This is a genomic window from Phytohabitans rumicis (genome assembly GCF_011764445.1).
GTDB classification, from domain to species: Bacteria; Actinomycetota; Actinomycetes; order Mycobacteriales; family Micromonosporaceae; genus Phytohabitans; species Phytohabitans rumicis.
In genome coordinates this window covers 1,719,199-1,741,247 of sequence record NZ_BLPG01000001.1, presented here as the reverse complement: position 1 = coordinate 1,741,247, position 22,049 = coordinate 1,719,199, and the positions used below count along the sequence as shown (strand labels likewise).

Genomic DNA, 22,049 nt, shown 5'->3' with positions numbered 1-22,049 from the left:
CTACAGAAGGGTCTGCTGTGCGGGCCTTTTCTTGACCGTCGCGACGGTATTGCGGTAACGCCCCACCAGGGGACGGACCAGCACGCCGCCCGGCATGACGCTCACCGCGCCGAAGCGGGCCAGCAACGCCACCGCCTCGGCGCGCAGCCGCTCGGGATCCGCGTGCCACTGCGCACCGAACGCTGACGCGTACCGGTGCAGAATGTCCGCGACGGCGGTGCGGACGTAGCTGTCGGTGACGAACGGCAGCTTGGCCGGATCTTCATCGCCGTCGTCCGGCTCCGCCACCACCGCGGTTTCGAGCTCCTCGATGGGTACGAGCGTGGCGGTCGGCAGTCCCGCGTCGATCTCGGCGATCACCGCCTGTTGATGGTCTCGCAGGTCCGGCGGGGCCATCCGCTTGACCCGCCGACCATCCGGATCGACCACCCGCTCGGCCATCTCCGTGGCGAGCAGGACGGCCGCCTGGGCCACCGAGCCGGTACCGGGAAACCGCTCTATCGAGAAGTTGGCGGTGTCGACGAGCAGCACGCCCTCGGCACGCCGCTCCACCCGCAGCCCGGTCAGGCGTTGCAGGTCCGCGGCGAGCGCCGAGCCGCGCAGGTGGTTGGCGGCCGCGTCGTCCACGTCGGAGTAGTAGACGACCGCGCGCTCCACCACGGCCCGGCGGGCCAGCTGTGCCGCAGCGCGCCGCTCGGCGTTGCCGCTGCTGGCGAGCGATCGCATCAGCAGTGCCGACACCGAGTCGACGTGCTGCAGCACGCGGCTCGGCCGGAAGAGCGCGAACACCACGTCCCGCGCCACGTCATAGAGGGCTTCACCGGCTCCCGGATCGCTGGCCCACGCGGCGCTGGACCCGTCGGCGAGCCGCACCGCGCCCCGGTCCTCCAGCCAACCGACCACGTCGACGAACGCCCGCCGGTCGGCACCCCGGTCCGGGTCCAGACCCAGCCCGGTGATCCGGTTGGCGTCGGCGGCCACCCACTCGGCCAGCTCACTCAACGCGATCTGCACGCCGGCCCGGCCCAGCACCGCCAGGCACAACGCGAGATAGGCGTACCGCTGGCGGTCGAACGGGCGGTCGGTGCGGGACAGCGCGTGCTGGGTCGCATCGATCCGGTCCTTGGCCCGGACCAGCCGGGCGGTCGCTCCGTGCAGCTCCAGGCGGTACCCGAACGCGTCAGCGAGGTCTTGCCGAAGCGTGGCACCGAACCGGCGTACCCGCGAGAGCGCCTTGTCGTCGGGCCAGCTCGCCGTGATCAGCGGGTGGCGCAGGACCAGCCGCACGGCGCGCTGGTAGTCCCCGAGCTCCAGATCGGAGACGTCCCTGGCGAACCTGGCCTCGCTCATACCGCGACCAGCTCCCGCTCGCGCGCGGCGGTGTGGTCGGCGGGGCCGATCGACAGGGTGAAGCCATCGAGGTACAACGTGCCCGCGGCCGTCGGCACGGCGGTGAACCGACCGGGCGCCGGCAGCAAAGTCAGGCGAACGCCGTACGCGGCCGCGGCCATCGCCACTCCCTGGCGTCCGGGCACCCGCGCCGCCAACGCGATGTCGAGCAACCGCAGCAGCACCGCCGCCTGTGCCTCGTCGAGCGGCTGCTCGCCCACCGCGAACTCCACCAGCCCGGCGGCCGCCTCCACCGATCGCCGCTCCTGCGCGAGCTGAGCCCGGCGCAGCCGCGCCCGGGACTCCGGTGACCTGTCCAGCCGCGCCGGACGGCCGTTGCCCTGACCGGGCGCACGGCCGGCTTCGACCAGCGTGCGGGACAGCTCCACCGCCGGCGCCTCCCACCAGGAATGGCGGGTCGGGATCGCCTCCGGGTCGCCGTGGGCCACGCTGACATGCCGCGGACCGCCCAACGCGAAGGTCGCGTCGAAAAGGGCGTGTGCCGCCTCCTGGCTGCCGACCGCGGTGAACCAGGCGGCCAGATGCCGAAGCTGCGACTCCCGGCTGACCCCGCCCCGGCGGGCCTCCGTCACCCGCCGCAGCAGCGCCAGCACGTCGCCGATCGCGGAAATCGTGGCGTCGGACAGCCGGTCGGCCTCGCTGACCTGGTCGGTGTCCGGTGGCGCCAGCCAGGACCGCAGCCCGTCCCACCGGCGCCCCCAGTCCGCCAGGCGCTCCGCCGGCGTGCGGAAGATCCGCTCGTCCGCCTCGGCCGCGGCCTCGATCATCCGCTCCAGCCCGGTGTCCTCGACCGCGTACACGGCCTCGCGCAGCCGAGGGGTGTACCGCTGAAGCTCGTCGTGGAAGTCGCGGAGGTGGGCCAGCAGGGCGTCCTTGTGCGCCAGAAACGTCTCCGGTCGCGCGTCGTTGGTGCGGCTCAGGTCACCGAGCATGTGATAGAACCGCGCGGCCCGCTCGGCGATGTCCGCCAGCGCCCGGTCGAGCCGGTTGAGCTTGCGGTAGACCTCCTCCGCGTCGCCCGCCGCGTTGGCCGAGGCGAGCGCCACCAGATCGGCCAGCAGGTCGGCGAAGACCAGGCGCGACAGCGTCGCGTCATCCATGGTCGCGGCCAACACGCTCTCCACCGCGCGATGCGCCCGGAAGCCGGCCTCGGTGAACTGGTACACCGAATGCCGGTTGCGGTACTCCGCCAGCGTCGTCGCGCGGGTGCCGTCCTGGCTGCGGTCGAGCACGCCCCACTCCACCAACGCGTCGAGCAGTCGAGGCAGCTCCAGGTCGGCCGGATCGGGGCAGTCGCCATGCGTGCCGTGCAGACCGGCGAGCGCCGTCCCCACGTCCGAGGTATGCAGGAGCACCTGGTAGTTGGCGCGGGCCGCGTCGAAGGCACGTAACACCCACAGATACGCCAGCCGGTTGTCGGCTGTCACGTACCCGAAAAGGCGCATCCGATCGTCGAGCCCGAAGACGTCGAGCCCGAACGCCGGCCGGGGTGTCTGAATCTCCTCCATAGCGCAGCCAACCCTACCGAGCGGGTCCGACAAGTCGCCGCCCCCGCAGGGGTGACCCCAAGGCCACGCGGCATCCGGGTCCTACGGGCGGACGACGTCCTCGGCGATCTTGGAGTTGTCAGGTTCCATATCGGGCATCTGGACCTGACAACTCCAAGATCGGCGGAGAGATCAGCGGGAGGCGGCCTTCACCAGAGCGACGACGGCGTCGGGTTTCGAGATCATGGCTACGTGGGAAGCCGTCACCTCGCGGGTTATGGCGCCGGCCCGGGCGGCCATGAAGCGTTGGGCGGCCGCGGGGATGACGTTGTCCTGCTTGGCTACCAGGTACCAGGACGGGATGGTCTTCCAGGCCGGTGCGCCGGAGGGCTGCTGCAGGGTGTGCAGGTCGCCGGGGCGTTGGGTGGCGTGCATGACGGCGGTGACGCTGGCCGGCAGGTCGGCGGCGAAGATGTCCCGGAACACGCTCGCCTTGATGTAGCCGTCCGCGCTGCCGGTGCCGTCGGGCATCGTGTACGGGTAGATGTCCAGTGCCGCCGCGCCCAGCTTGCTGCCGGGGTACTTGGTTTGCAGGCCCTCCAGCGTTTCGCCCGCATCGGGGGCGAACGCGGCGACGTACACCAGGGCCTTGACGTTGGGGTTGCCGGTGGCGGCGTTGGTGATGACAATGCCGCCGTACGAGTGGGCGACCAGCACGATGGGGCCGTTGATGTTCTTGAGGGTGTCGGCCAGGTACGCGGAGTCGGACGGGACGCCGCGCAGCGGGTTGGCCGGCGCGATCACGGGGTAGCCGTCGTGCAGGAGCTTGCGGGCCACGTCGTTCCAGCCGGAGGCGTCGGCGAAGGCGCCGTGCACGAGCACGATGGTGGGCTTGGGGCCATGCGAGCCGCCAGACGCGGACGCGGCGGGGGAGGCCAGCAGGCCGGTCGCCGTGAGCAGCAGGGCGACGGCAAGGAAAAGGCGCCGGAGAGGCATCAAGTCTCCAAGTCGGTAGGGGAGCCGATCGGCACCCAGCGGACGGGTACGTCCGGTGCCCGCGCGAACTCGCGCTGGGCCTGCGAAAGCGGCTGCTGGAAGTGCTTCCAGCCTTCGTAGTGGACGGGTACGGCGGTGTGCGGGCGGACGGCGCGGCACAGGTCGACGGCCTTGCGGGCGGTCATCGTGTACCGCAGCGGTCCGGTCACCGGGAAGCGGACGCCGCCGAGGTGGACGAGGGCGAGGCCGACGTTGACCCGGTGGGCGACCTGGCGGACGCCGCCGTACAGGACGGTGTCGCCGGAGACCCACAGGGCGCCGTGCCGCTGGCCGTCCCAGGTCAGCGCGAACCCGATGACGTCGCCGGTGATCGGGTGGCTCAGCGGCGGTCCGTGCCGGCACGGGGTGGCGGTCACCTCGATGGCCGGCATGCCGGGGCGTTCCAATGTGGTGGATGACCACGGCGCGAGCCCGACGGCGTTGCCGCCGAGCCGCGCCGCCCCCGAGGTGGTGGTGATGACCGTGCCGGCGGACGGCAGCAGGGCCCGGCCGGCGTCGTCGAGGTTGTCGCCGTGGTGCTCGTGGGTGAGCAGGACCGCGTCGATCGGGCCCACCGCGCCGGCGTCCAGTGCCGGCCCGGCGAGCTTGCGCGAGAAGGCGCCCCAGCCGAACGCGTACCGGCGGCCGGGCGGGTCGAACGTCGGGTCCGTCAGGATCCGCCACCCGCCGGCCTCGATGAGCGTGGTCGGCCCGCCGATGTGGGTGAGGCGGACCGCGCTCATGGCAGAGTCTCCTGGTGCGCGCGCGTAGCGGCGCCCGAAGGCGACGCCTTCTTCCCGGCGGCGATGTCAGTACGGGGTCGGGGTTCGCGACGCCGGAAAGAAAGCGCCGCCGCGCCGCTACGCGCGCGCACTGGCGTGCGTGAGGGCCCAGTCGAGCACGTGGTCGGCGATCTCCTCCCAGCCCTTCTGGGCTGGCAGCAGGTGCGCGTACCCCTCGTACTCCTTGATCTCGGTGATGGTGTTGGACTTGTAGTGCTTGGCGTTTGACTGCTGGATGGCCGGCGGCATGATGTGGTCCTCGGAGCCGGAGACGAACAGCAGCGGTGCCCGGTTGTCGTTGTGGTAGTCGACCCAGGTGTCCTGGTGACCGGGCTGGAAGTTGGCCAGCACGCCGCCCCACAGGATCGCGCCGGAGGCCGGGATGTGGTAGCGCTCGTAGAGGGCGCGGCCCTCCTCCTCGGTGAAGGTGTTGGTGAACGCGTACTGCCACTGCTCGGCGGTCAGGCCGACCGCCTTGTGCCGGTTGGCCGGGCTCTTGAGCACCGGGAACGTGGACTTGATCTGGGACAGCGGCACGACGCGCACGCCCTCGGTGGGTGCCGAGTTGAGCGCCACGCCGGCGGCGCCGAGGCCGTGGTCGAGCAGGATCTGGGTGAACGCGCCGCCGGCCGAGTGGCCGATGATGATCGGCTTGGACGGCAGCTCCTTGATCGCCGCGGTGTAGCGTTCGATGATCTGCGGGACGGTCACGTTGACGATCGGCGTGGGGTCGGCGTTGAGCGCCTCCACCTCGACGTCGAAGCCGGGGTACGCCGGGGCGATGACGCGGAAGCCGCGCCGCTCGTAGTGGCTGATCCAGTGCTCCCAGCTGCGTGGGGTGACCCAGAAGCCGTGGACGAGCACGATGGTGTCGGGTGCGGTCATGGCACGCTCCTTACGAACGCGAGTAGGTCGTCGGACAACTGCTGCTTGTGCGTGTCGGTGATGCCGTGCGGCGCGCCCGCGTACACGGTGAGGGTCGCACCCTTGATGCGGGCGGCGGACGCTTTTCCGCCGACCTCGAACGGCACGACCTGGTCGTCGTCGCCGTGGATGACCAGCGTGGGTACGTCGAACGCGTCCAGGTCGGAGCGGAAGTCGGTGGCCGAGAAGGCGGCGACGCACTCGTACGCGTTGCGGTGCCCGGACTGCAGGCCCTGCCGCCAGAACGCGTCGCGGATGCCCTGGGACACGTCGGCGCCGGGGCGGTTGTTGCCGAAGAAGGGTCCGTCGGCCAGGTCGCGGTACAGCTGGGAGCGGTCCGCGAGGGAGCCGGCGCGGATGCCGTCGAACACGTCGATCGGTACGCCGCCGGGGTTGTCGTCGGTCTGCAGCATGAGCGGTGGTACGGCGGAGACGAGCACGGCCTGGGCGAGGCGGGCGGTGCCGTGCCGGCCGATGTAGCGGGCCACCTCGCCGCCGCCGGTGGAGAAGCCGACCAGGGTGACGTCGCGCAGGTCGAGCGCGTCGATCAGGGTGGCCAGGTCGTCGGCGTACGTGTCCATCTCGTTGCCGTGCCAGGTCTGCGTGGAACGGCCGTGCCCGCGCCGGTCGTGGGCGATCGCGCGGTAGCCGTTCTGGGCCAGGAACAGCTGCTGCGCCTCCCAGCTGTCGGAGCTCAGCGGCCAGCCGTGGCAGAGGACGACCGGGCGGCCCTCGCCCCAGTCCTTGTAGTAGATCTGCGCGCCGTCGGCGGCGGTTACGTAGGTCATGGGTAGATCCTTCGGCGCGGCGTCAGGGGCTCGAATCCCGCGAAGCGCGTAGTCGCAACTGGCGGCGCGAGGTCACGCCGAGCTTCCGGAAGACCTTGCGCAGGTGGTAGTCGACGGTGGTGGCGCTGATGAACAGTTGGGCGGCGATCTCGGCGTTGGTGGCGCCGGCGGCGGCCAGGTGGGCGATCGTGAGCTCCTGCGGGGTCAGGTCGGTGGCGGTCTCGATGGATCGGCGGCGGGCGCTTTCGCCGGTGGCGGCCAGCTCCTGCGCGGCGCGGGCGGCGAACCCGGCCGCACCCATCCGCTCGAACATCGCCAGCGCGGTCCGCAACTGGTCGCGGGCGTCGCGGCGGCGTTTCTGGCGGCGCAGCCACTCGCCGTACAGCAGGTGGGCGCGGGCCAGGTCGGCGCGGGCGCCGGTGCCGGACAGCAGCGTGACCGCCCGCTGGTAGAGCGGTTCGGCGCCGCCGGCGGGGGCGAGCAGGGCCTGCGTGCGGGCCAGGACGCCCAGCGCCCAGCCGGTGCCGGCGGCCGTGGCCCGGGGTGTGAGCGTGGCGAGCGCGGCGCTGGCCTGGATCCGGTCGCCGCAGCGCACGGCCGCCTCGACCAGGTCGGGCAGGACGCGCGAGTGCACCCCGATCACGTCGGACTCGACCACCTGGTGGGCGACCGTGCGGGCCCGGGCGTAGTCGCCGCGGCCGAGGTACAGGACCGCCAGGCCGATGCGGATCAGGGCCTGGACGGATCCGCCGCCGAGCCAGGCCGCCGCCTCCAGCGATTCGTGCAGCAGGGCCTCGGCGTCGTCCGCGGCGCGCCAGCCGAGCAACTCCGGCTGGCGGTGGATGGCCCACAGCTCGTCGGTGGCGCCGATCGCCGCGCGGACCTGGTTGCACTGGACCACCAGGTCGTCGGCCGCGGCCAGGTCGCCGAGGTACGTCTCGACCGTCGCCAAGCAGTACAGGGCGGTGACCAGCCGCCACAGGGCGCCGCCGTCCCGGGCGGCGTCGGCCGCGCGGCGCCAGACCGCCCGGTGCAGCTGCTCGTCCCACAGCAGGATGCTCAGCGTGGTGCCGGTCAGGTGCCGGCGCAGCACCTGCTCTTCGGGGGTCGCCGGGGCCAGCAGCGACTCGGCGGCCACCCGGATGTGCGGCAGCGCCCGCTCGCAGCCGTCGTCGATGAGCACGGCGAACGCGCGCAGCAGCAGGTCGTTCAGGGTGGAGCCGGTGACCTCGTCGATCGCGCGGGCGATGTGCGCGGTGGAGGTGTCGCGGATGAGGTGCCCGCCGCGGATGGTGTGCTCGATGGCCTCCAGGATGGCCTCGCGGGCCAGCCGAGGTGCGCGTTCGCCGAAGGCCGCGGCGGCGTCGAGGCACAGCGCGGTGCCCTGCGCGTACCCGCCCTCGCCGCCCATCGCGACCAGGGTGCTGGCGCGGACGACCAGGGCCCGGCCGCGGCTGACGTCGTCGATCTCGTCGGTGGCGACGCCGTCGATGAGCTTGTGGGCCTGTAGCGGTGCGCCGGCGGTCAGGGCGGCCTCGGCGGCGGCGAGCATCCGGTCGGCGCGCGGGGAGCCCTCGGGGGTCAGCTCGGCGGCGCGGGTCAGGAACGTGGCCCGGGCCGCGTAGCCGCCGCGCCCGCCGGCCCGGTCGGCGGCGCGTTCCAGTTCGGCGGCGACGGCGTCGTCGGGGCCGACGCAGGCGGCGGCCAGGTGCCAGGCCCGCCGGTCCGCGTCGGCCGGGCGGGTGGTCGCCGCGGCCAATGCGGTGTGTACGCGCTGGCGTTGCACGCTGGTGGCGCCGCCGTAGACGGCGGAGCGGACCAGCGGGTGGCGGAACTCGGCGGTGGCCCGCAGCGCCAGCAGGCGGGCGGCCTCGGCGGGTCCGGTGGCGTCCAGCCCGATGCCCAGCCGCGCGGCGGCGGCACCGATGTAGCCGATGTCGCCGCCGGGTTCGGCCGCGGCCAGCAGCAGCCAGGTCTGGGTGGCCGCGGGCAGCGCGCGTACCCGGCGCAGGTAGTGCTCTTCGAGCTGGCCGCCCAGCGGCAGCGGGTCGGGCAGGGCCTGCGTGCCGGTCAGCTGGTCCGCGGACAGCTCCTGGCCCAGGTCGGTCAGCGCGAGCGGGTTGCCGCCGGTCGCGGCCACGATCCGCGCGCCGACCCGGCTGTCCAGCGGCGCGGTCACCACCGCGCGCAGCAGGGCGACCGCGTCCGGCTCGGCCAGCCCGGTGATCTCGGCCCGCGGCAGGCCGGCCAGCCCGTCGGCGCCGCCGCGCGCGGCGAACAGCAGGCCGAGGCCCTCGGCGTGCAGCCGGCGGCCGACGAACGCCAGCACGCCCAGCGACTCCTCGTCCAGCCACTGCGCGTCGTCCACTGTGCACAGCACCGGGCCGGCCGCGGCGACCTCGGCCAGCAGCGTCAGCGTGGCAAGGCCGACCAGGAACCGGTCGGCGGGCGGCCCGTCGGCCAGCCCGCACGCCACCCGCAGCGCCCGGTGCTGCGCCGGCGGTAGGCTTCGTGGGGCGCTCAGGAAGGGGATCAGCAGCCGGTGCAGCGCGGCGAACGGGAAGCCGGCCTCCGCCTCGACCCCACCGACCCGGATGACGCGCAGTCCGGCGGCCTGCGCGGCGGCGTGGTCCAGCAGCGCGGTCTTGCCGATGCCGGCGTCGCCCTGCAGGACGAGTACGCCGCTGAGGCCCTCGCGGAGCGCCCCGACGAGGTGGTTGAGCCGCTCGCGTTCCGGATGTCGCCCATGGATAAAAACGACCGACACGTGAAAAACCCCCACGTAACCGTGACGTCATTTGTCTAGCTCAACGTTAGAAGCGAGACAGATTTGCGGAACGGGCTGTGCGTGCATTGTTGTCGGCTGACGGTGCACCATGGGAGCGCGACCACGGAGGTGCCCGATGGGGTTCGTACTGGACACAGTGGAAATTCCGGCCCGCGACCGGTTCGAGGCGATCTTCGCGGCCATGATGGCGGCCTCGGCGCCCTGCTACGTGATCCACGAGGACCTGGACGGGGACGTGCACGCCCGGATGGGCGTGTGGGACCTGGGCAGCGCCACCATCTTCACCAACCGGTCCTCGGGGATCCGGCTGCTGCGCACCGCCAAGCAGGCCCGGCAGGACGTCGCCCCGGTGGTCGCGCTGTCCGTGCAGCAGCAGGCCGAGGGCCAGCACGAGCAGCTGGCCGTACGTCAGGTGGTCGTCCCCGGGCAGCTGATGGCGGTCGACCTGTCCGCGCCGTACGACTTCTCCTGGTCCGGCACCGGTGCGGCCGGGTGCGTGCAGATCCCGTTCGAGCAGCTCGGCCTGCCGGTCGACCTGATCCGCCGGGCCGCCGGCAACCTGCGCGCCAGCCCGCTGTACGAGCTGTTCACCGAGCACGTCACGCACCTGACCCGGGACCCGGACCGGCTCAGCGCCGATGCGGGCGCGGCCTCGCTGGGCGCCGCCACCGTGGAGCTGGCCCGGGCGCTGCTGACCTCGGCCGCGCACTCGGGCCGGCGCGCACGGGCCGTGCTGCACGAGGCGCTGCTGACCCGGGTACGCGCGTACGTGCGCCAGCACCTGGCCGACCCCGACCTGCGCCCGGCCACGATCGCGGCCGCGCACAACGTCTCGCTGCGCTACCTGTACAAGGTCTGTGCCCAGGCCGACTTCAGCCTCGAACAGTGGATCATCGGGGAACGGCTCCAGGGCGCCCGCGAGGAGCTCATCCGGCCGGATGGCCAGGGCCGGACCATCGCGATGATCGCCCAGCGGTGGGGGTTCGCCGACCCGACCCACTTCGCCCGCCGGTTCCGGGCCAAGTACGGCGTCACCCCACGCGAGTGGCGTCGCGCATCGGGTGTCTAGTTCTTGCACTATCTGCGTCGTGTTATTTCGTAGTAGCGTCTGTCCATGTCTCTGGAGCGCATCGCGGTCGGGCTGGTGGCAGTCGCGATCGTCGTCACCGTGGCCGCCCCGCGCAGGCCCAGCCCCGCACCCCCGGCGTCGAAACCGTCGCCGCGCTGCCGCCGCAGCTGACCGCCGGACGCGGCGCCGCCGTGCCGTTCGTCGAGCAGGAGGCGGAGAACGCGGCCACCACCGGCGAGATCATCGGCCCGGACCGGCGCGCGTACACGCTGCCCGCCGAGGCGTCCGGCCGCCGGGCGGTACGCCTCGACGCCCCCGGCGAACACGTCACCTTCACCCTGACCCGCCCCGCCAACGCGATCACCGTGCGCTACAGCATCCCGGACGCGCCCACCGGCGGCGGGATCACCGCGCCGCTGCGGGTCACGGTCAACGGCAAGAACCCCAAGACCATGACGCTCACCTCGCAATACGCGTGGCTGTACAACCAGTACCCGTTCACCAACGACCCGGACGCCGGGCTGCTGCACCCCGACTGGTGGATCACCGAGTGCTCGTGCGTGCCCGCGGCCACCACACCGCCGCCCACGATCAGCAAGCCGTTCCGCCCGATGCACTTCTACGACGAGCAGCGCCTGCTGCTCGGCAAGACCTACCGCGCCGGCGACCAGGTACGGCTTACCATGCCGGCCGGCAGCCCCGCCGCGTGGACGGTCATCGACCTGCTCGACGCGGAGGTCGTCGCGCCGCCGCGGATCCGGCTCGCCGCCGCGAACGTGCTGGCCTTCGGCGCCGACCCGTCCGGCCGCCGCGACTCGGCCGGCGCGTTCGACCGGGCGATCGCGTTCGCCAAGCGGGCCAAGCTCACCGTGTACGTGCCGCCGGGCACCTACCAGGTCAACCGCCACATCATCGTCGACAACGTGACGATCGAGGGCGCCGGCAACTGGCACACGATCATCAAGGGCCGGCAGGTCGCGCTGGCGGAGCCGGCGCCCGACGGGTCGGTGCACACCGGCGTCGGCTTCTACGGCAAGGACGCCGCGGCCGGCGGCAGCAAAAACGTGCGCCTGTCCGGCTTCACGATCGAGGGCGACGTGCGCGAGCGCATCGACAAAGACCAGGTCAACGGCGTCGGCGGGGCGATGAGCGACTCGATCATCGACGGCCTCTACATCCGGCACACCAAGGTCGGCCTGTGGTTCGACGGGCCGATGACCAACCTGCGCGTCACCAACAACATCATCGTCGACCAGATCGCCGACGCCCTCAACTTCCACACCGGCGTCACCAACTCCGTGGTCGCGGGCAACTTCGTGCGCAACACCGGCGACGACGGCCTGGCCATGTGGTCGGAGAACACCGCGAACAGCGGCAACACGTTCGACCACAACACGGTGCAGACGCCGACGCTCGCCAACGGCATCGCGATCTACGGCGGCACCGACAACACCGTCTCCAACAACCTCGTCGCCGACCCCATCCGCGAGGGCAGCGGCATCCACGCCGGCTCCCGCTTCGGCGCCGAGGCGTTCACCGGGCACCTGCGGATCACCAACAACACCACCGTGCGCGCCGGCACCTACGACCTGAACTGGAACATCGGCCTCGGCGCCATCTGGTTCTACGCGCTGGACTCCTCGATCGACGCGGACATCCAGGTGACCGGCGACCACTACCTGGACAGCACCTACAACGCGATCATGCTGGTGAGCGAGTGGCCGGTGAAGGACCTGTACTCGATCACCGGCGTGCAGTTCACGGACATCCGGGTCGACGGCACCGGCACCTCGGTGCTCAGCGCCCGCACCGAAGGCTCGGCCTCCTTCGAGAACGTCGACGCGCGCAACGTCGGCGCGGTCGGCGTGAACAACTGCGGGTCGTTCCACTTCACACCGGCCGGGTCGGAGTTCGTCCTGACCGACCGCGGCGGCAACGACGGCTGGCTCGCGCCCTGGATGCTGCCGAACACCATCACCTGCGACGATCGTCCCCCGGTGCTCCCACCGCCGCCGCCCGCGCCGTGGTGATCAGCGGCGTAGCGTCAGAATCATGTTCCTGTTCACTCTCGATCTGAAGAACGAGCCCGGCGAACTGGCCTACGTGGGCGAGAGTCTCGGACAGCGCGACATCAACGTCGAGCTGGGCGCCGTCACCCTCGGCGACCACGGCCTGGTGAGCCTCACCGCCAGCGACGAGGACGCCGCCCGGGCCGCGCTGATGGAGGCGAGCCTGCCGTACACCGAGCACCCCGCGCTGCAGATCAAGTGCGCCGACCGGCCCGGCGAACTGGGCCGGATCGGCCGCCTGCTGGCCGACGCCGGCATCAACATCGAGGGCCTGGTGCCCGTGTCCATCTGCCAGGGCGAGGCCGTGTTCGCGGCCGCGTTCGACAAGATGGACGACGCGCGCCGGGTCCTCGGCGACCTGGTGATCGATTAACGGGTGGCATGGTAGGCCTGGCCCACCGCGCCGTACTCGTGGACCGTCACCCGGTAGCCGTGCCCCGCCAGCCAGCCGGTCAGCACGGCCCGGTGGTACACCGACGAGGTGAACGGTGCGGCGGTGAAGTGCACCCCCGTCCCGTCGGCCACCAACTCGCCGGCCAGGCCGCACGCCCGGTAGTACTCCGACCGCACCGCCGCCGCCCCGGCGCTCGTGTCGTACGTCAGCACCAGCGCGTCGGCGCCGCTGGCCGCGACCGCGCCCAGGGCGCGCTCGGGCTCGGGCAGGTTGCCGAAGACGTTGAACGGGAACGCCACCAGCAGCGGCCCGGCCGGCAACGCCAGCCCGGTCAGCTCCAGCACGTCGGCGCGGACCGCGTCCGCGCCCGCCGCGCGGGTCGCCGCCACCGCGCCCGCGGCCAGGTCCAGGCCGAGGTAGTCCAGGGCGCACCGGCGGGCCACCGGCAGCAGCAGGCTGCCGTCCGCGCACCCCACCTCGACCATCGCCCGGTAAGCCGGCAGCACCGACTCGGTCAGCCGGCGCTCGGCGGCCAGGTGGACGCGGACGCTGGCCGGCTGCGTCGCGATGATCCGCCGCCACGCGGTGTCGAAGAAGCTGGCGACCCTCTGATCAGTAGACACGGCCACCGGGCTGCCCCCGCGGTCCGGGCGCAGCAGGGACAGGCCGCCGTCGTCGGCCGGTACGCCGAGGATCAGCGCCTGCGACTTGAACCCGGCGATGTTCTTCTCCGGCATGTTGACCACGCCGACGACGAGCGTGTCGAGCAGGTCCTCCGGGCGGTAGTCGCGGGCCGCCTGCATGCTGGACCAGCGCTCGCCCACCTCCGGGCCGAAGTCGACGAGCACCTTGTAACTGGGCGTGCGGGCCCGGGGAAACTCCTCGACCTTCACGATGCGGCCGGCCCGCATCTGCACCTTCGCGAAGTCGGCGTACTCGATCAGCTCGTCCACGCTGTCAGTGTGCCAGCGCGGGACCAGCGCCGCCGCGCGGCACGAGCCGCAGGATCACGGTGTGCGCGTGGCTGGTGCCGTACTTGGCGTCGAACAGCGCGATCACCGTGGCCCGCCGGGACTGGTCGTGCGGGTCCAGGCGGACCATGTCGTACACCGAGCCGCGACCCCCGTCGACCGCCAGGCTCAGCCGGCGGGCGCCGTGGTCGGTCAGGTGGTCCAGCAGCACCGAACCGTCCACGAACCAGTCCTCGCCGAGGCGGACGAAGTGCGTCTCGCTGGTGGCCAGGTCGGCCGCGTCGAGGCGTACCGTCACCGACAGCGTCATGAACTCGTCCATCCGCCGGGTGGTGCGGTCGCTCCACAGCTCCTCGAAGCGGCTGGCCACGAACTCCCCGAGCGGGCTGCTCATGAACGCCTCGATCTGCCGCGCGTCGTACGCGCGTACGCCCACCGGGAAGAACGAGATGTACGCCTTGTCGTCCCAGCGGTACAGCTGGATCGACGGCGACGCGTCGTACACCCGGACCCGCAACTGCCGGGCGGTGAGCGGGTCCAGGGTGCGGTGCAGGTGGTACAGGTGGCGCAGGTTGTCCATGATCAGCACCGGCACCTGGGTGTGGTGCAGCTCCTCGGCGCGCTGCTCGGCGGCCGCCGACTCCGGATCCAGCAGCAGGATCCGTACCTCCACGCCCCGGGCCAGGGCGACGCCGAGGGCGGAAAGGAACCGCTCGCGGTGGCTGTCTTCCAGCAGCCCGGTCCAGGTCTCCAGGATGTCCACCTCGGTACGCGCCGCCGCGATGTGCGCCACCAACTGGTCGTGGTTGAGGGTGCGGTGCTGCTCGACCGCGTTGCGGCGCATGTCCTCGAAGATCGGGTCGAACACCACGAACGACAGCGCCACCATCACCAGGCTGGCGCCCAGGTTGACCATGATGTCCTGGCCGTACCCGGCAACGCCCTTGCCCGCGACCAGCAGCGCGATGCCGGACAGGCCCAGCAGCGCGGCCCAGATGATCTGCCGCTGCCGCGAACGCACGAACAGCGCCATGGCGGACGCGGCGGCCTGTCGCATCGGGCGACCCTCCCCAGGGGCATCAGTTTGAATGCAGCCTACGGCGGGTGACCGGTGTCGCTGGCGGACGACCCCACCCGACCGGGCATGATGGACCATGGAAGGGTAGTGCCGTGAGGAAGGCGTGGTGACGGAAATGGTGGGATCCGGGCGTTGTGTGGTCGCCGTGGACGGCCCGTCCGGTTCGGGTAAATCCACCGTTTCCCGACGGCTCGCGGCCGCGCTCGACGCGAGCTACCTGGACACCGGGGCGATGTACCGGGCGGTCACCTGGGCGGTGCTGCAGTCCGGCGTCGACCCGCACGACGCCGACGCGGTCATCAAGGTCGCCGGCGACATCGAACTGGCCGTCGGCACGGACCCGCAGGCCCCGCACATCCAGGTGAACGGCACCCCCGTCGACCGTTCGATCCGCGGCCCGGAAGTCACCGGCGCGGTGTCCGCGGTGGCCGCCGTGCCCTGGGTACGGCAGCTGCTCGTGGCCGAGCAGCGCAAGCTCATCGCCGCCGCCCCGCGGGTCGTCGTGGAGGGCCGCGACATCGGCACCGTCGTCGCCCCCGACGCCGACCTCAAGGTCTACCTGACCGCGTCGGCCGACGCCCGGGCCCGCCGGCGCAGCGCCGAAACCCTCGCCGACGTCGCCGCCACCGCCGCCGACCTGCACCGCCGCGACAAGCTCGACTCCACCCGCGCCGCCGACCCGCTGCAGCAGGCCGACGACGCCGTCGTGCTGGACACCACCGAACTGGGCATCGACGAGGTCGTGTCCCGGCTGCTCGCGCTCCTCGACTGGCGGGTGGGGCGTGACCTACGAAGAGCTCGAGCTGGTCGCGCCCGAGATCACCGGCCCGGTGCCGGTGGTCGCCGTTGTCGGCCGCCCCAACGTCGGCAAGTCCACGCTCGTCAACCGCATCATCGGCCGCCGCCAAGCCGTCGTCGAGGACACCCCGGCGTCACCCGCGACCGCGTGCCGTACGACGCGCAGTGGTCCGGTCGGCAGTTCACCGTCGTGGACACCGGCGGCTGGGAACCGGACGCCAAAGACCGGGCCGCCGCCATCGCCGCCCAGGCCGAAATCGCCGTCGCCACCGCCGACGTCGTCCTGTTCGTCGTCGACTCCACCGTCGGCGCCACCGACGTCGACGAGGCCGCCGTCAAAATGCTGCGGCGCAGCGCCAAACCCGTGCTGCTGGTCGCCAACAAGGCCGACAACCAGAACATCGAACTCGAATCGTCCGGACTGTGGTCGCTCGGCCTCGGCCAGCCGTACGCCGTCTCCGCTTTGCACGGGCGCGGCTCCGGCGACCTGCTCGACGCCGTACTCGAAGCGCTGCCCGACCCGCCCCCGGTGGGTGAGCCCGGCCCGCGCGGCCCGCGGCGCGTAGCTCTCGTGGGCCGTCCCAACGTCGGCAAGTCCAGCCTGCTCAACCGGCTCGCCCGCGAAGAGCGGGCGGTGGTCGACTCGGTCGCCGGCACCACCGTCGACCCGGTCGACAGCCTGGTCGACATCGGCGGCGAAACCTGGCAGCTCGTCGACACCGCCGGCCTGCGCAAACGCGCCGGCCGGGCCAGCGGCACCGAGTACTACGCCAGCCTGCGCACCGCCGGCGCCATCGAAGCCGCCGAGGTCGCCGTCGTGCTCCTCGACGCCAGCGAACCCATCAGCGAACAGGACCAGCGCATCCTCGGCATGGTCGTGGAAGCCGGCCGCGCCCTGGTCATCGCCTTCAACAAATGGGACCTCGTCGACGAAGACCGCCGCTACCTGCTGGACAAGGAGATGGACCGCGAACTGCGGCGCATCCCCTGGGCACTGCGCGTCAACATCTCCGCCAAAACCGGCCGCGCCGTCGACAAGCTCGCCCCCGGCCTACGCAAGGCCCTGGCCAGCTGGGAAACCCGCATCCCGACCGGCCAGCTCAACCAGTGGCTCACCGCGCTCGTCCAAGCCACCCCCACCCCATCCGCGGCGGCCGCGCGCCACGCATCCTCTTCGCCACCCAGGCCGGCATCAGCCCGCCACGGTTCGTGCTCTTCACCACCGCACCGCTGGACGCCGGCTACCAGCGCTTCGTCGAGCGCAAGCTCCGCGAGGAGTTCGGGTACGAGGGCAGCCCCGTCGAAGTGTCGGTGCGGCCCCGCAAGCGCCAGGGTCCAGGAGGGCGAGGCAAGCCGCACGGGTAACGGTGGGGCGCATGCGCAGCGGTACACCCGTTGCGCTACGCTGTACCGGCTGTCGCGGGTGGGTTTCCGCCGGCGGCAACGGGACGTGGCGCAGTTTGGTAGCGCACTTGACTGGGGGTCAAGGGGTCGTCGGTTCAAATCCGGCCGTCCCGACAGTGCATCACCGCAGGTCAGCGGCGGGTTCTCGGTTGTCGGGGAGCCCGCCCTGTACCCGTATTGGGGACCACATGGGGACCCGAGGGTGATCGCATGGTGGCCCCGAACGGAAGTCCGCTGCGTGGCCGGGAGGGCTTGTGCCGGAGTTCGAGGTCGTGGTCAGCGAAGGCTATGAACACGTCGCTGAGCTGTGCTCCATGTACTGGGCCACGAATGAGGACGGTTCCTTTACGCACACCGTGAAGGCGCTGGCGGATCTATTCGGCGAACCCTCACATAAGATCAGCAAGGTAGTCGGCGAGGCATGCTTTGCTTGCTCTGCCAGTCGACGTTGCGCCGAGTGTGACAAACGGTACATTTACCGCTCACGGAACGATTGGACGTCAGGTCTTCGCTATCCGCCGGGGCGGTGTCGAACCTGTATCAACGCGGAACAACGTCGACAGAAGGAACAACGTGAGCAGGCTGAGGCCGCTCGGAGAGCAACGATCATTGATCGCCTCCCGATCGTGGTCGACCAGCCCATACCTCGTGCCGAGCATCTCGACATGCCAGTGGCGTTTGCGCTAGCGGCTCTGCTTGAGGACGCGGAAGAGATTTCACCTGGGACAACCGTCCCGGTGGTAAACCGGACCGATAGTCTTTCCCCAACGTCGGACTACGACTTCAAGCTCGTGAGCCTGGTTGCGGATTCAGAACTGCTGCGGCTTCATCCTTCGTCGTCGCCGGAATCTTTGGTGTGGAACGACGACAACACGTTGAGCGACTCATATTACCCCGTGCTGGTGTCTTACTATGTGCGTGGCAGTGGCGCGCTAGGTGATCGCGTAAGAGAATACCTTGAAAGCTTTGCCCAGGTGGTCCCGCGCGAGAACTGGCCGGACCGGTGGGTAGGTCAGTTCTCTGAATTCTGGCTTGATCTGGCTGTGGAGGAATGCAAGGCGCGTTTGGTTCACATGCTTGCTCGCCACGGTCTCGACTTTACGCCGGGGCAGAAAACAGACGATGTGTTTCGCCGCGCACTCAAGTGGTACTCAGTCGGCCAGATGTACTATTTTATATGGCGGGCCGCAAGGGATAGTGCGGCCTATCTTGCCCGAGAAAAGGTCCCTGCCAAACAGGCGGCAAACAGTGCGGTGACTAGGATATCGGCAGACGTCGACCGTGCATATGCGCAGGGTTGGCAGGTGAGCGTTTATCACCGAGATGCGCAGCTTCCGCCCTCGACCCTATCTCACATCCTCACTACTCGGGCGCTTAAGCTCGATGATCCGATGGCCTACTCGCCCATTGACCTGCCGCTTAGGCGGCCTGGGCTAGAGCTGGCGTGGAAAAAGATCGACTCATCGGCCTTCGAGCGACTCCTCTTCCAGTTGGTTGCAGAGACCGAGGGTTACGAAAACGTCGATTGGCTGATGCACACAAATGCACCCGATCACGGTCGAGATGTAAGTGCCGTGCGGCTCCGGAAAGATCCGCTTAGCGGTCACAGTTCACAAAGAGTGGCAATCCAGTGCAAGCATTGGTTAAGCCGCGCTGTCCGAGACGTCGACGTGAGTTCCGCGATCGTGAGCCTCAGCCATTGGCAGGACCCGCCGTTTGACGTACTCGTAATTGCTACGAGTGGACGCTTCACGTCCGATGCTGTTGCGTGGATTGAGCGCCACAACGCTCGTGGAGACAGGCCGAGTATCGAGGTGTGGAATGACGCACGACTGGAGTTCCTACTGAGCGAGCGCCCGTATCTCATTCGAAGCTACGAGCTGCGCTGACCTCGGCCGTACTCGACGCGGGGCGTCGAAGGGTAACGGGGTATGGCCGCTCGCTGAGCGTACCGATTGGCGGCCATACCCTACCCGTCAGGTTAAACGGCCTGAACTCTCGGAACGTCCAGCGAACGTCCAGCGGACAAATGAGCACTGAGGGCGGCCCCAGCGTCGCTGATAGCGCGACGGTTGGGGTGTAGATATCGCTGCGTCGTAGTGATCTGCCCGTGCCCGGCAATTTTCTGTAGGACGTGGGGCAATACGCCCGCGTCAGCCAGCCAGGTCAGTCCGGTGTGGCGTAGGTCGTGCCGCCGTAGCCACTCATACCCAAGGTCGCTCACCACGTCGTCCCAGTGGGTCGCGTCTCGCAGTACCGCCGTGCTGATCCGTCCGCCCGGGGACCGGTGAACAGCCGGCCCTGCGGGTCGGTGAGCGCGTCGAGCCGCGCGGCCACCATCGGGCGAATCTCTTCAATGATCGGCACGGTGCGGGCGCGCTTGCCCTTGGTGCCCTTGTCGATCAGGCCACCAGGCCCGGGGTCGTCTGCCGCCGGACCGTCCACATCCACGTTTCCCGGTCGATGTCCTCCTTCCGTACGCCGGACACCTCGCCGATCCGCGCGGCGGTGCATGCGCCGTACCTCACCACGTCACCCCATCCGGGGAACTCCCCGTGCGATCGCTTGACCAGTCCATCGGCCAGCGCGCACAAGGTGTCCCAGTCCGGCAGAGCGAGAGCGCGCGGGTCGTCTAGCTCGTCTTCCGCTTGCTGGTACTCGCGTTGCCACCCGGTGACCCTGGCCGGGTTGCGGTCGATGATGCCGTCTCTGACTGCCTGTTCCATGACCCTGACCAGGATGGCAAGGCTGTTCTTGACGGTCGATCGGCTGTGTTCGTCGGCGATCCAGCCGTGCACGGCGCGGTCTACCGCACCGTTCGTGATCATCCGGATTGGCAAGTGCCCGAGCGTCGGAACGACGCGTTTTTTCCACCCGGCGAGGTACGGATCGAGGGTCTTGCGCTCCAGTCCTCGGGTGGCCAGCGTCATCACGGATTCGCCGTACGCCCGGAGTCGCATTGTGGCCGCGTGCGGGTCGACCCCGCCTCGCGCAGCACGCTCCATGGCGTCGAGCCAGTCTTGAGCCGCCTCCGGTGTCTCGTGAGACTCCGACTTTGATCGACGCTGACCGGTTGCCGGGTCGATCCATCGGACGCGTGCCCGGTACGGCTTGGGTCGTCCCTCCCGAATCTCCACATCAGACGAGAGCGAGACGCCGATAGGTGGCATGACGCGGTTGCCCATCAGGCCGCCATCGGGTCGACGCGGCGACGGGATAGCCACAGCCGTACGTCCTCGGGTGCGTAGAGCGTCAGCCGTTCCGACATTTGGATGAACGGCGGTCCCTGAACGGGCCGCGACGTACGCCACCGGCGGACGGTCGAGGGGTCAACGCGGAGCAGCTTCGCCACTTCCTCCGTGGTGAGTAGAGCGTCGGTCAGGGTGCTCACTCGGACTCCTCTCGGGTTTGACGGGATTCAGCGTCGAGGTCGATCCGTTCCAAGGTGGACGGTGGCCGGTCGGGGTAGGGCCGGCTTGTGGTTCGGATGTCTAGCACGTCGGCGAGGGTCGCGAGCATGGCGCGGTTCTCTGCTGGGGTGCCGTGGAGCCTGAGACGCATTGTGGGCGCCTTTCCGGCGGGCGGAGGGGTTCGGGGTGGGTACGGGTGTCGATCCGATAGCGGGACGTAGGGCGGCCCGCTGAGAGCGTCGTAGAGCCAAGATCTGCCTTGTCCTGATGTCAGGACATATGTGGACTCGTCTGCGTGGCTCTCAGCGGGCTGTTTCTGCGGCGGCCGTGGTTTGATCGGGTACGGCTTGTGGGGTGCTGGTGTGGGGGTCAAGCCGTACCAGCCGTACCAGTGGCCTGTTTGTGCAGGTCAGGGGTGGTACGGCTTGTGGGGGCTGGTACGGCTTAAGCCGTACCAGCGTGGTCGTCGTCGTGGTCGTGGTACGGCTCAAGCCGTACCGGCCGTAAAAGCCGTACCGGGGGTTGACCTGCGGGAAGGTCGTCTTGGTACGGCTGGTACGGCTCGGCAGCGGGTTCGTCTTCCGGTGGGCAGTAGCGTTCCCACGCGTCGGCGAAGGCGCCGCGGTGGAAGCCCTTGACCTGACCGACCGGTGCGGGAAAGCGGATCGTTCTTGAGTTGATCTCGTATTCCTTGAGGAGCACGCCGAGTTTCATCGCGGTGAGGCCGGCGCCGCTGTTGTAGTCGGCCCACGGCGCCTCGGGCAACGCCTTGAGCCGGTCGAGTAGCACGGTGGAGGGCATGGCGTCGAAGCTGCCGAAGACGGTGCGGCAGTCGATCAGCAGTCGCAGCCGGTCGGAGAACTCGGTGTCCCCTTCCCGCGCGGCGTTGAGCGCTTGGGCCGTGCGTCGGGCTCGTTCGGGCCAGTTGCTGCCGGCCAGGTCGGCGAGTGCGATGAGCGGTTCCCAGGTGTCGGCGGCTCGGTCTTCTAGGGGCATGGTCGGTTCGGCCTGTTCCAGCTCGACGATGTTTGCGCGGATCCAGGTGGTCAGGTCGGAGGCGATCTGCCGCAGGGCCGGGCCGTCGCGGCGGTGCCGGTAGGGTGCGACCTTTTCGGCCCGGGTGCGGCGGCGCATCTTGACCACGACGGCGCGGTCCTCGATGGTGTCGGGCATTTGGCCGATGCCGGCGAGGGCGGCCATGGCGAACGTGGCGATCCGTTCGACCTGCTGTTTTTGCTGGTTCCATCGGGTGGTGGGCCGGTTGCGTTGGTGGCCGGCGTTGAGCAGGCCGCGGAGGTCTTCGTTGGCTTCGGCCTGTTTGCCGCCGAAGATGGTGTCTGCTTCGTCGAGCAGGATGGTGGGTGGGTCGTCGCCGCCGATAGACCGGTATATCGCGGCGGTACTGCAATTGACGGTGATCAGTGGGCTGTAGCAGGTGCCCTCGATGACGTCGAGCAGGCGGGATTTGCCGCACCGCTTCTCCGGTGCGCGGATGACCAGGCGTGGGGCGTGCGCCCATGCCGGTTGCCCATGGGTGGCGGCGGTCCACAGGACCACGGCGTCGAGGGCTTCGGGGCTGGGCAGGATCACGTACCGGGCGATGATCGTGTGTAGGCGGTTGAGGATCGCCGCCCCTCTCCGG

The 22,049-nt window shown here is 70.3% G+C and carries 16 protein-coding genes, 1 tRNA gene and 3 pseudogenes; 8 read left to right on the top strand and 12 right to left on the bottom strand.

Annotated features, from left to right (window positions below):
* The 7 genes from Prum_RS07230 to Prum_RS07200 form a co-directional block, all read right to left on the bottom strand.
* Window positions 1-1,350 carry a DUF2398 family protein gene (locus Prum_RS07230; protein WP_173075039.1) on the bottom strand — a complete coding sequence of 450 codons (1,350 nt, stop codon included), beginning with the start codon at window positions 1,348-1,350 and terminating at the stop codon, window positions 1-3.
* Complete coding sequence (locus Prum_RS07225) at window positions 1,347-2,918, bottom strand: TIGR02677 family protein (RefSeq protein ID WP_173075037.1); 1,572 nt, start codon at window positions 2,916-2,918, stop codon at window positions 1,347-1,349. Before Prum_RS07225 ends, Prum_RS07230 begins: the two co-directional genes overlap by 4 nt.
* A gap of 171 nt (window positions 2,919-3,089) precedes the next feature.
* Window positions 3,090-3,893 (bottom strand): alpha/beta fold hydrolase, encoded by an 804-nt coding sequence (locus tag Prum_RS07220; protein ID WP_173075036.1) that lies wholly within the window; start codon window positions 3,891-3,893, stop codon window positions 3,090-3,092.
* Window positions 3,893-4,675 (bottom strand): MBL fold metallo-hydrolase, encoded by a 783-nt coding sequence (locus tag Prum_RS07215; protein ID WP_173075034.1) that lies wholly within the window; start codon window positions 4,673-4,675, stop codon window positions 3,893-3,895. The genes Prum_RS07220 and Prum_RS07215 overlap by 1 nt, the downstream gene beginning before the upstream one ends.
* A gap of 117 nt (window positions 4,676-4,792) precedes the next feature.
* The gene (locus Prum_RS07210; protein WP_173075032.1) at window positions 4,793-5,599 is read right to left on the bottom strand and encodes an alpha/beta hydrolase; all 807 of its coding nucleotides are present in this window, start codon (window positions 5,597-5,599) and stop codon (window positions 4,793-4,795) included.
* Window positions 5,596-6,426: an alpha/beta fold hydrolase gene (locus Prum_RS07205; RefSeq protein ID WP_173075031.1), complete on the bottom strand. Its 831-nt coding sequence runs from the start codon at window positions 6,424-6,426 to the stop codon at window positions 5,596-5,598. The genes Prum_RS07210 and Prum_RS07205 overlap by 4 nt, the downstream gene beginning before the upstream one ends.
* 22 nt (window positions 6,427-6,448) lie before the next feature.
* Window positions 6,449-9,193 (bottom strand): helix-turn-helix transcriptional regulator, encoded by a 2,745-nt coding sequence (locus Prum_RS07200; RefSeq protein WP_173075029.1) that lies wholly within the window; start codon window positions 9,191-9,193, stop codon window positions 6,449-6,451.
* Window positions 9,194-9,329: 136 nt separating this feature from the next.
* Between Prum_RS07200 and Prum_RS07195 the strand changes: the two genes are divergently transcribed.
* From Prum_RS07195 to Prum_RS07185, 4 genes are read left to right on the top strand one after another with little or no spacing between them, the layout of a single operon-like run.
* The gene (locus tag Prum_RS07195; RefSeq protein WP_173075027.1) at window positions 9,330-10,283 is read left to right on the top strand and encodes a helix-turn-helix domain-containing protein; all 954 of its coding nucleotides are present in this window, start codon (window positions 9,330-9,332) and stop codon (window positions 10,281-10,283) included.
* Window positions 10,284-10,328: 45 nt separating this feature from the next.
* Window positions 10,329-10,454: a hypothetical protein gene (locus tag Prum_RS54445; protein WP_308785342.1), complete on the top strand. Its 126-nt coding sequence runs from the start codon at window positions 10,329-10,331 to the stop codon at window positions 10,452-10,454.
* 20 nt (window positions 10,455-10,474) lie between these two features.
* On the top strand, window positions 10,475-12,313 hold the full coding sequence (locus Prum_RS07190) for a glycosyl hydrolase family 28-related protein (RefSeq protein WP_308785341.1): 1,839 nt from the start codon (window positions 10,475-10,477) through the stop codon (window positions 12,311-12,313).
* Between the two features lie 22 nt (window positions 12,314-12,335).
* Window positions 12,336-12,725 (top strand): ACT domain-containing protein, encoded by a 390-nt coding sequence (locus Prum_RS07185; RefSeq protein ID WP_173075025.1) that lies wholly within the window; start codon window positions 12,336-12,338, stop codon window positions 12,723-12,725.
* Here the strand turns inward: Prum_RS07185 and Prum_RS49330 are convergent.
* Together Prum_RS49330 and Prum_RS07175 are read right to left on the bottom strand one after the other, a co-directional pair.
* The gene (locus Prum_RS49330) at window positions 12,722-13,699 is read right to left on the bottom strand and encodes a tRNA-binding protein (protein WP_218577132.1); all 978 of its coding nucleotides are present in this window, start codon (window positions 13,697-13,699) and stop codon (window positions 12,722-12,724) included. The genes Prum_RS07185 and Prum_RS49330 overlap by 4 nt on opposite strands.
* Before the next feature lie 4 nt (window positions 13,700-13,703).
* Window positions 13,704-14,774 (bottom strand): phospholipase D-like domain-containing protein, encoded by a 1,071-nt coding sequence (locus Prum_RS07175; protein ID WP_173075023.1) that lies wholly within the window; start codon window positions 14,772-14,774, stop codon window positions 13,704-13,706.
* Window positions 14,775-14,910: 136 nt separating this feature from the next.
* On the opposite strand from Prum_RS07175, the pseudogene cmk reads away from it, so the two are divergent.
* The 4 genes and pseudogenes from cmk to Prum_RS07155 all read left to right on the top strand — a co-directional run.
* A pseudogene (gene cmk / locus Prum_RS54985) lies at window positions 14,911-15,498 on the top strand ((d)CMP kinase); the annotation flags it as partial.
* A 79-nt stretch (window positions 15,499-15,577) separates the two neighbouring features.
* Window positions 15,578-16,958, top strand: a pseudogene (gene der, locus Prum_RS07165) (ribosome biogenesis GTPase Der).
* Between the two features lie 79 nt (window positions 16,959-17,037).
* A tRNA-Pro gene (locus tag Prum_RS07160) sits at window positions 17,038-17,111 on the top strand.
* A gap of 140 nt (window positions 17,112-17,251) precedes the next feature.
* Complete coding sequence (locus tag Prum_RS07155) at window positions 17,252-18,886, top strand: restriction endonuclease (RefSeq protein ID WP_173075021.1); 1,635 nt, start codon at window positions 17,252-17,254, stop codon at window positions 18,884-18,886.
* Window positions 18,887-18,978: 92 nt separating this feature from the next.
* On the opposite strand, the pseudogene Prum_RS54440 reads toward Prum_RS07155, so the two are convergent.
* The 3 genes and pseudogenes from Prum_RS54440 to Prum_RS07140 form a co-directional block, all read right to left on the bottom strand.
* Window positions 18,979-20,182: pseudogene (locus Prum_RS54440) on the bottom strand (tyrosine-type recombinase/integrase).
* On the bottom strand, window positions 20,182-20,388 hold the full coding sequence (locus Prum_RS07145; protein ID WP_173075019.1) for a helix-turn-helix transcriptional regulator: 207 nt from the start codon (window positions 20,386-20,388) through the stop codon (window positions 20,182-20,184). The pseudogene Prum_RS54440 and the gene Prum_RS07145 overlap by 1 nt, the downstream one beginning before the upstream one ends.
* A gap of 463 nt (window positions 20,389-20,851) precedes the next feature.
* The gene (locus tag Prum_RS07140) at window positions 20,852-21,997 is read right to left on the bottom strand and encodes a DUF3631 domain-containing protein (RefSeq protein ID WP_246277709.1); all 1,146 of its coding nucleotides are present in this window, start codon (window positions 21,995-21,997) and stop codon (window positions 20,852-20,854) included.
* Window positions 21,998-22,049 lie beyond the last annotated feature (52 nt).